Origin of the sequence: Chloroflexus sp. (assembly GCF_034431535.1) — a bacterium.
Classification (GTDB): Bacteria; Chloroflexota; Chloroflexia; order Chloroflexales; family Chloroflexaceae; genus Chloroflexus.
Genome location: NZ_DAOUDC010000058.1, coordinates 1 through 9,758, shown reverse-complemented (window position 1 = coordinate 9,758; position 9,758 = coordinate 1). Strand labels below are relative to the sequence as shown.

The window sequence follows — 9,758 nt, the reverse complement described above, 5'->3', positions numbered from 1 at the left end:
TTCGGCGCTTTCTGGGCAAACTCCTCCGCCGCCGCCGCCGTCACCGGATAGACCGTTGACGACCCGTCGATCAGAATATCACCACTGAGCGTAGCCAGCTCAGAGGCCGGCGCTGCCGTTGGAGCCGGTGCTGTTGTTGCCTGGGCGGCCGGCGCTGCCGTTGGAGCCGGTGCTGTTGTTGCCTGGGCGGCCGGCGTTGCCGTTGGCTGGGCTACCGGTTGTCCACCACACGCTGCGATCATTGGAATGAGCAGCGTCATGAGCATAAGGCCGTAGATCCACCGTTTCGCATTACCTACCATACGTTTCGTTTCTCCTTACACCTCTACTATCTGCAAACTGCAAGCACACCCTAACTTGGCAGAATGTCTGCCCGGCTCATAACACGTCATGGTGCGACACTCTGACAGGATGCAGAGAGCGACGCTTGCACGCATACGATACAGGGTGCGGGTTAAGAACGTATCATTGAATTGTTAAGAGAATGTTAAATACAGGTGAACGTTCGGCAGGAAAAGAAAAGTTATGGACGCAATGCCAAGGGGATATAGACGTGTGAGACGAGCGCCATCACCCGCACCTGCGCCGTGCCAACAACGCTCCCCGGCCCGCTCAGACTGATAGTAAGCAGACCAACATCGGCAACATCAGCCGGCGTAAGCACGACACGCAAGGTCTGGCTATTGATGAAGACAGTGGAACGGGGCTGGTCGTTCACAAAGACTTGGGTCGCCGCAGTAAAATCAACCCCGTAGAGCAGCAGCGCTGGCGACGGTTGGTTACGCGCCACCATCGGCGGCGTGGCAATCAACGGCACTTGCAATTCAAATGCCCCTAGATCGCAGGCATTGAGTTGCGGGCGAGCGACGCCGCGTTGATCGGTGGCCGGACAGGCAGCGCCGGCATCGCGGGCTGGGCTATCGGCGGGAATCGCCATCGTCTGGGTTGGCCCGCCGTTGTTGGCCAGCGCACGCAGCATGGGATCGCGAAACTGCGGGTCATTGGTTTGGTTAGGCGCGCTCTTACCGGCAAAACAGGTGACATCATTCCAGAAATTCGCACCGGTCAAGCGCGGCGGGTACTGCAAACTACGACCATCGTGGGTCAGCTCGCGCGAACAGTGTTGCTGAATGTTCCAGCCATTGCCGCCGTTGCGAGCGGCGTTATAAGCAAAAAGGCTATTGCTGACGCTGCCATTGCCGGAATGGCTGATCGCGCCGCCTACCCAACCGGCGTAGTTGTTGGCAAAAGTGCTGGTTTCGATGATGAACGGCGCTAGCTGGTTGTTGATGACGTAGAGTGCGCCGCCGTTCGCGTTGAAACCATCGCCCTCTGCTCGATTCGCGACAAAGGTGGAATTGACGATCCGCAGCATCACTTGCTGGGGAAACGCCACTGCGCCGCCAGAGCCATCTTCCCGTGGATTGCCATCAGCCCCCGGCGTGCGGCGGGCACGGTTGGCGTGAAACAGGCTGCCACTGATCAACACGCTAGGGTTGCCAGTGCCGGAGCCATTGGCTGATCCGCCGCCGCCGATCGCGCCGCCTTGGCCGCGACTACCGCCGATCACCGCGTTGTTAAGGAATGCACTATCAATCACCTCAAGGCCGCTGCTGTCTTCGTACATATTGGCGTGAATCGCGCCGCCAGAATTGTAGGCTTGGTTTTCTTGAAAGAGGCAACGCACCACCCGCAAACGGCGGTTAGCGCCGCCCAAGCCATCAGCCGAAATCGCGCCGCCAAAGCTATCTTGCGGGCGGGCACCGATGGCGGTGTTACCCACAAAGACGGTATCCTCCACCGACAAACTGCTCTGCAACAGGTGGATCGCACCACCGGCGCCGTTGTGGGCGTGATTGCCTTCAAACCGACTATTGGCAATGATCACGGCGCCGCCGCGACTATAGATCGCGCCGCCGCCGTAATCGTAAGCATCGCGGCCAGACGGTACCGAGGTGAGCATCGTTTGATTATCGCGGAAGGTCACGCGATCGATCACCAACGTTGGGGTAAACGCAGGGTTCGCCGCCGCGAAGTAGCTCCGGATCGCGCCGCCGCTGCCATTGACGGCCGATTCATCGGTGCCGCCACCGCTGGCTCTGCCGCCAATGAGGGTCAGGTTCCGCAGTTCGAGTCGGCTAGCGCCAATCAGACCGGTGGTGTAGTGGTCAATCAACCGGCTATTATTGCCTTGCAAGGTGATCCGTCCGCCGCCATCGATGATCGTCTGTGGCGCGGTGATGGTCAACGGGGAAGCGAGCGTAATGGTGTGCGGACTAGGCCCGCAATTGAAGCTAATCTCGCCGCCGCCGGCAACTGCTGCCGCCAACGCTGCGGCGGTGCAACTAGCCGGCGTGCCATTACCAACCACTTTGGCTTGGGCGCGCGCCGGCGATACCGGCCAGCCGGTGAAAGCCAGCATAGCGATCCACACCCAAAGAATCGACCAGAACCGCAGGGCAACGATGCGAGCAACAGTACGGTTCACGATGGTCTGCATAGCCAGCCTTTCTGAGCGGAGCTGCTTGGTTAGCTCTGCAGAGGGCATCACCGCCCGGCACCCCTCTGCATCAAACGCGCACCCGGTCTACCCCATCAACGCCTCGCGCAACGCACCAAGCGGCAATCCGGCCAACGCCTCTTCATCGCTGCCGGCCAGACTCGACCAGAGCACAATCGCATCGGGATCGAGCCGGTAACGGGCATCGAGCTGGCGCAGCAGCCAGCGCAAAGCGCGCACCTGCGCATCGGTATCGCCGACGTCGCGCGTCGCCGGCCATCCTGCCGGACGCTCAAGGGCAATGCCAATACTGATCCGGTTGAGATTGTAGCGGGTGCCGCCGCTGGTGGCAAACCCGGCATGCCATGCCGCCTTGGCTTCATTAACTAGCCGGTAGATGCGGCCATCGAGACCGATCAGGTAATGGGTGGCAAAGCGGGCGTTGAAATCGGTCATAGCGGCGATCGTCGCTTCCGCCGGGCCGGGAATCGCGTGCAGCACCACCATGCTCACCGGCTCACCGCCGCGTTCGCCAAAAGCCATTGCCGGCGGCGCAACCTGCGTAATACTGAACCCGCCGTCGGACGGCGGCGTGCTCTCGGCGCTGCGCACGGCTAACACCGGCGCAGGCATTGCCGCGCCGAGCACCGGCATCCCATGCTGGCGAGCCAAATCGCTTAGGCGCTTCACCTCGCTCCACTTCGGCACCACATTGTAGAGCACGTCGAGCGCAAACGGCTGCAAGGCGTAGGTCGTCTTTTCGAGCGTGATTTGATAGCTATTGGCCAGCGGCACGCCAATCGCCCACTGGCGGGCCAGTTGGTGGAAGGCCCAATCGGGACGATACGTCGTACCGGCTTGCTTGTACGTCTCGGTGAGTAACGCATCGCGCAGGCGCACCGTCGCCGGATCGGTCGCGGCGCCGATCTGGCTCAACTGGCGAACATCTTGCCAATTGGGCACCAGATTGTAGAGGGTATCAACCGCAAACGCCTGATACGCATACTGTTTGCCGTCAACCGTGATTTGGGCGCTCTGGCCGACTGGCGGCCCCAGCTTACGGGCCACAGCGTACTGGTGGAAGGCCCAATCAGGTCGGAAGGGCGAACCACCGGCTCGATAGGTCGCATCAAGTAGGGCGCGGCCCAAGCCGCCCGTTGGAATACTGCCGCCGAGCAAGTCGCTCAGCGTCTTGACATCACCCCAATTCGGCACCTCGCAGTAGAGGGTATCGCGCGCAAAGGGCTGGTAATTGTAAACCCTGCCGTCAAACGTCATCCGCGCGCTCGGCCCCATCGGCATGCCCAACTTGTGCTCAAGCGCGTACTGATGGAAGGCCCAATCGGCATTGTAGCCTTGACCGTTGGTTTTATGCTTATAACCCTCTTCCAACAAGGTCTCGATCAACAGTTCATCATCAGGCGTCGGCGTGCCAATCGGGCCGAGAGGCGGCGCTGGCGGCGGCGCGGCATTATTCAGATAGGCTTCGACTTGCGACCAGACCCATTCTTTAGTGACGGCCCAGCCGGGGCAGCTCTTCTGATTGGTGTAGTCGCGGTGGAACGAGATGAGTTGGCGCGGCGGAATCTTGAGCCGGTGCGAGAGTTCGCCCATCACGGCGACCGAATGCTCCCAGACTTTTCCCGACGGCAACACCTTATCGAAATAACCAACCATCTCCAAGCCGATCGAATACCAGCCCTGCGCCAGCGAGCCATTGCCGGTGCCGGCGTGAATGCCGATCTGCGACATCGGCGTCGCCAGCCAGATGCCATCGGGGCCGGTAAAGATATGTGGCCCGGCCGTCCAACCTTTGCCGGCATAAAACTTCTGAATCCCGCGCATGGTGGTCAAGCCACGCCACGTCGTCTCGTCAGGACGATAGGTGTGGTGCAGCACCAACCGGCTGGGCACTAGGCGGCCAAAATCGTACTTGGTCACGTAATCACGCCACTCGGCGATGGTCAACATACGGTTGATAAAGGGCGGCGAGCCTTCGGTGGGAAAATCGGGCATAACCAAGCTCCTTCCGGTGCTAATCGGCCGCAGCGGCCAATCGCCGCGACCGGATGATCGATGCTGCGACCGAGACCAGCAACGTTACCACAATCACCGCAAGCGAGACGGTGGTGGGAATGTGCAACCCATGGCCGCCGAGAAACCAACCGGTAACCAACGGGGTGAGCATCTTGACCCCAATGAATGACAAGATAATCGCAAGCCCGAAGCGAAGGTAATAAAACGCACGCATAAAGCTCGCCAGCAGAAAATAGAGCGAGCGCAGGCCAAGGATGGCGCAGATATTCGAGGTATAGACAATAAACGGATCGTGGGTGATGCCAAAGATAGCGGGAATCGAGTCAACCGCAAACAGCAAATCGGTACTTTCTACGATCACTAACACCAGCAAGAGCGGGGTTGCGCTGAGTCGTCCCTCTTCACGCACAAAAAAGCGGTCGCCGCGCAGCTCGGCCGTCACCGGCAGAAACCGGCGCACCAAGCGGGCCAATGGATTCTGCTGCGGATCGACGGCGGGATCATCGTCTTGAAAGAAGAGCTTCACACCGGTCACTAACAGAAATGCACCGAAAAAATAGAGAATCCACTGAAACCGTTCAATCAATGCCGCGCCGAGCAAAATCATCGAACCGCGCATCAACAATGCGCCGAGAATGCCCCAAAAGAGCACGCGATGCTGATACTGCGGCGGCACGCGAAAGTAGCCGAACAGCAATACAAACACAAAGATATTATCAACACTCAGTGAATATTCGACTAAATATGCGGTGAGAAAATTCAGCGCGTCTTCAGGGCCGCGCCAAAGCCAGATCAGGCCATTAAACGCCATCGAAAGCGAAATCCACACCAACGTCCAGAGACCGGCTTCACGCGCCGAAACCCGGTGCGAACGGCGGTGGAACACCCCCAAATCAAGGGCTAATACGAAGAAGACAACTGCATGGAAGGCAATCCATGCCCAGATTGTGGGTTCCACAATTGCTCCTTGGTTGCACTACGATAGCGGGACGCACAGCCGTGCGTCCCTACAGCAGGGTTACACATCGATGCGATCGTCTTCAACGATCCGCTGCGGGAACCGCACCTGCGCCCGCATCCAACCGGCGGCTTCGTCACGGATCAAATTGAACGATCCATCCAGATCACTCTTCACCAACGTTTCGATAATTTGCAGGCCCAACCCGCTGCTGGGGCGCGGTGACGGCGGCGGATGGCGCGGGCCGTCATCGCGCACTTCCATAAATACCTGCCCTTGCTCAAGCACCGCTTCTACCTCGATCCGGCCACCTTCGGCGGCAAGCCCGTGCGTCAACGCATTATCAATCAACTCGTTAATGACTAACGCCAATATGGTCGCATCGCGTGAGCCAATTCGCACCTCATCGCCAAGGATGGCAAACTCAACCCGCACATCAGACTCGATCAGGGGGGTCTGGACGTTCTCGATCACTTGCCGGGCAACGGCGCCAACCGTCGTCACGCCGATATCATCACGCGACAGCAAATTATGAATGGCCGCAATAGCTTGAATGCGGGCAGCGCTCTCACGCAACGCTTTCGCGCCGGGACTAGCGGGGTCAAGCCGGCGCAACTGCATCGACAACAGGGCGGCAATCGTTTGCAGATTGTTGCGCACACGGTGGTGCATCTCTTTGAGCAGGGCTGACTTGACCCGCAACGCACGCAGGCTCTCTTCGTAAAGCCGGGCATTTTCGATGGCGATCGCCGCTTCGTCGGCAAAGGTATTAAGGAGCCGCACCTGCTCGTAATCGAACAAGTGCGGCTCGCTGCGGTAGAGACAGATACCGCCGATCGTGCGGCCACGGGCGCGCAACGGCATACAGAAGAGCGAATGGAAGTTCTCGCGGCGCGCCACCTCAGGCAACTGCGGAAAGCGCGCATCTTGATAGGCGTTCATCACGGCCAGCGGACGGCCATCGCGCACCGTCTGAATAATCAGGTCACGCACGCCATCGCCTTCGCCGCCATAACTAGCCACCAGCTTCAGATTGCCATCTTCGCCGACTTGAAAGATGGTCGCCCGATCGACCTTCGACAAATCGACCGCCTTTTCAGCGATGAGATTCAGCACATCGTGTAAACCAATCTGCTCGGCGATCGATTTTGAAACCTGTTGGAGCGTGGTCAGCTCGCGCAACTTCTGGTGCAGGCGTTCATCGGTCTGCTGGTAAAGTTGGGCGTTGGCGATGAAGAAGGCCAATTCGCCGGCAGCCATCTCGACAAACGAAATCTCTTCTTGGGTAAAATCGCGCGGCGCGATCGTCTGCACCGTAATTACGCCTTGCAACTTATCGGCGCTAAACTGAAACCGCTCAGCCGAAAAGAGCACGATCGGCACCGCCAGCATCGAGCGAAAAATCTCTTCGCCGAGTTGCGGCTCGCGGTGGTAGCGCGGATCTTTATAGACATCGCTCACCGAAACGGGATAACCGAGTTGGGCCGCCCAACCGGTCACGCCTTCACCCAAGCGGGCCACCACCTGCCCGACCGCCGCCCGATTCAGGCCATGGGTCGCGCGCAAGACCAGATCATCGCGGTGCTTGTCGTAGAGATAGATCGAACAGACTTCGACGTTCATCACGTGCGCCACCGTCTCGACCACGGTTTGTAGCGAGGTATCGAGGTCGAGGGTCGAATTGGCGGCGGAAATAATCCGGTGGAGACCATCGAGCTGGTCGGCGCGTTCGACCAGCCGCGCTTCCCATTCGCGGGTGCGCTGTTCTTCTTGGGCAGCGCCAAACGCGAGCAACAATTCGCTGACCACCACCCCTTGCGGCATTGGCAAGCGGGCGGCCAGATGCAACCCCAGCTCGGTCAGCACCTCGGCCAAACCGCCGCAGGCATGCCACTCGGTACCGATCTGCCGCAACAAGCTTAGGCGCATCACCGGATCAGACTGGTGTTCCAGCGCATCGATCAGCATACCGATCGATGGAATCGTCTCGCGCAACGCGCCGATCAGATCAGGCGGTTGCGATGTCAGCACCTCATACATAGGCAGGCTGGTTGCGCTCATAGGCCACCCTCAACGAATGTTTGGGTCAATTATACCCCGTTGTGCAAGGATGATCAGCGCCAGCACGTGAGAATCTTCTCGCGCTGAAAGGCTTGGGTTGCTAGCCACAGCAAACCACCTGCAATCAATGCCAACACCAGCGAGAAGAGCAGCGCCACCGCCGGATCGAGTACAAACAGCCCCAGCATCTGGCCGAAGAAGAGCAACATCACCGGCACGATCAGCACGCCGGCAATCTGCTGCGCACTGCGCGGATCGTTCACCCGCGCCGAGACCATCACCGTCAGCGCAACCGAGATCAGGGCTAGTAACGGGCTAGACAGTACAAGCAGTATCAACCAACCCGAATGAAGAACTAATCGCGGCACGATCGGGTCGAAGGCTACGAAAACCAAGCCGGCAGCGAAGATCAAGGCGCACAACCACGTAAGACTAATACCGGGAAGGATTGTCGCTAACACCTTCCCCAGCAGCAGCTCAGCAACCGAAATAGGGGTGGCGAGCAACGGCTCAAGGGTACGCCGATTCTTTTCACCCACGATGCTGTACGAAGCGAGCACGTTTGGGATAACCATCGGCAGGAGTAGAAAGAGGGTTGAAAACTGTCTCCCGAAAATCACCTGTGCTAACGCTTCGAGGCGAAGATTGGTCAACGTCGGATCGACGACCGCAGCAGGTATCTCGGCAGTATCGGGCACCGGACCCATCACAAAGATGAACGCAAGTGAAACGAGCGGAAGGAGTATCGGCGGTACCAAGATGCTCAACCACAAACCACGCGAGCGGCGCAGTTCGAGCCATTCCTTGGCGATAATGACGGAAATACGCTCCCAATTCAGCATAAGCAACTCACAGATAACCGATAGGAGATAGGTACAACTCCTGTCGTTGCCCGGCCCCGCACGATACGGGAGGTAACTCACGAGGATGCCACAGCATAACGATCAGGCAGCAGGTGTCACCGTGTCCTGCATCAACTCGAGGTAGATCGTCTCAAGCGAAGGCGTAAACGGCTCGAGATAACAAATATCGGCACCGGCAGCAACCAGGGTTCGCACTAATTCCGGGTTATGTTGATCAGGATCAGGAAGACGCACCAACAGCTCCCGCTCACCGGCGGTAACATCGACAACGAATGGTAAACGACGCACCACCGGTACGAACGGCTCGGCTGGGCCGGACAGCACTACTCGAACACTGTTTCCAAACAGGCGAGAACGCAGATTAGCCGGAGTATCAAGCGAGATCAGGCGGGTACGAAAGACGCCGATCAAATCGCACAACTCATCAGCCTCGGCCAGATTATGGGTGGTGAGAAAGATCGTGCGCCCGCCGGCGCGCAGCGTCTTAATCACATCACGCACCGCCCGCGCCGCAGCCGGATCGAGACCGGCGGTCGGCTCATCAAGAAAGACCACCGGCGGATCGTGGAGCAAGGCACGCGCGATCGCCAACTTCTGGCGCATGCCTTTAGAAAAACCGCCGACCGGATCGTTGCGTCGTTCCCACAATTCAAACAACCGCAGATAGTGGGCAGCGCGCTCGGCGGCTTGCGTCGCCGAGAGACCGTAGAGCTGGGCGAAAAAGGTCAAATTCTCAATCGCGCTGAGGGTATCGTACAAACCGGGAGTTTCGGTCAAGATACCGGTCGCGGCCCGCACCGCAGCGGCTTGGGTTTGCACATCAAACCCTGCCACCCGGGCGGTGCCGCTCGACGGTGCGATCAAGGCGCACAACATGCGCACCGTCGTCGTCTTACCGGCGCCGTTGGGGCCAAGAAACCCAAAGATCGTCCCCGCTGGAATCGCCAGATCGAGATCGGCAACGGCCACCAGACGATCAAAGTGGCGGGTGAGACGGTGGCATTCGATGGTATTCATAGCATTCTCGTGATCAGATCGCGGCAGCGGTTGGCGGAGCCGCCAACAAGCGCCACAGGATTGGAGGCCGTGTTGGCAGAGTCTACGTTATTATGACAAGTTAATCCCGCAGGCAAGGCGCGTTGCTTACGAAACACGTTGGCGCTAGTTAATCGCTTACCGGCAGCAATCTCGCGCGAGGATTGCTGCGGGCATAACCTACCCGCGCTATGACATAGTACCACGAGCGATGGCGTTGGCGTAGCGGAACACTAGGAGGGCTCCCCCCCGTTCCTCCGTTGTCATCGCGAGCCGTGCGCGCGGGCAGAGCATCGCACTGCCC

6 protein-coding genes and 1 pseudogene are annotated in these 9,758 nt (G+C 59.1%); all 7 read right to left on the bottom strand.

The annotated features are described in order from the left end of the window. Positions 1–302: pseudogene (locus U9R61_RS14575) on the bottom strand (phosphate-binding protein); the annotation flags it as partial. Positions 303–523: 221 nt separating this feature from the next. After that, positions 524–2,500 carry a choice-of-anchor Q domain-containing protein gene (locus U9R61_RS14570; protein WP_322489537.1) on the bottom strand — a complete coding sequence of 659 codons (1,977 nt, stop codon included), beginning with the start codon at positions 2,498–2,500 and terminating at the stop codon, positions 524–526. Between the two features lie 87 nt (positions 2,501–2,587). After that, positions 2,588–4,516, bottom strand: a complete 1,929-nt coding sequence (locus tag U9R61_RS14565) for a peptidoglycan recognition family protein (protein WP_322489536.1) — start codon at positions 4,514–4,516, stop codon at positions 2,588–2,590. A gap of 19 nt (positions 4,517–4,535) precedes the next feature. Continuing rightward, positions 4,536–5,495: a TerC family protein gene (locus U9R61_RS14560; RefSeq protein ID WP_322489535.1), complete on the bottom strand. Its 960-nt coding sequence runs from the start codon at positions 5,493–5,495 to the stop codon at positions 4,536–4,538. Between the two features lie 60 nt (positions 5,496–5,555). Next, positions 5,556–7,556, bottom strand: a complete 2,001-nt coding sequence (locus tag U9R61_RS14555; RefSeq protein ID WP_322489534.1) for a GAF domain-containing protein — start codon at positions 7,554–7,556, stop codon at positions 5,556–5,558. A 53-nt stretch (positions 7,557–7,609) separates the two neighbouring features. After that, positions 7,610–8,398 (bottom strand): ABC transporter permease subunit, encoded by a 789-nt coding sequence (locus tag U9R61_RS14550; RefSeq protein ID WP_322489533.1) that lies wholly within the window; start codon positions 8,396–8,398, stop codon positions 7,610–7,612. 102 nt (positions 8,399–8,500) lie between these two features. Further along, positions 8,501–9,436, bottom strand: coding sequence for an ABC transporter ATP-binding protein (locus U9R61_RS14545; RefSeq protein WP_322489532.1), 936 nt, complete (start codon positions 9,434–9,436; stop codon positions 8,501–8,503). Positions 9,437–9,758 lie beyond the last annotated feature (322 nt).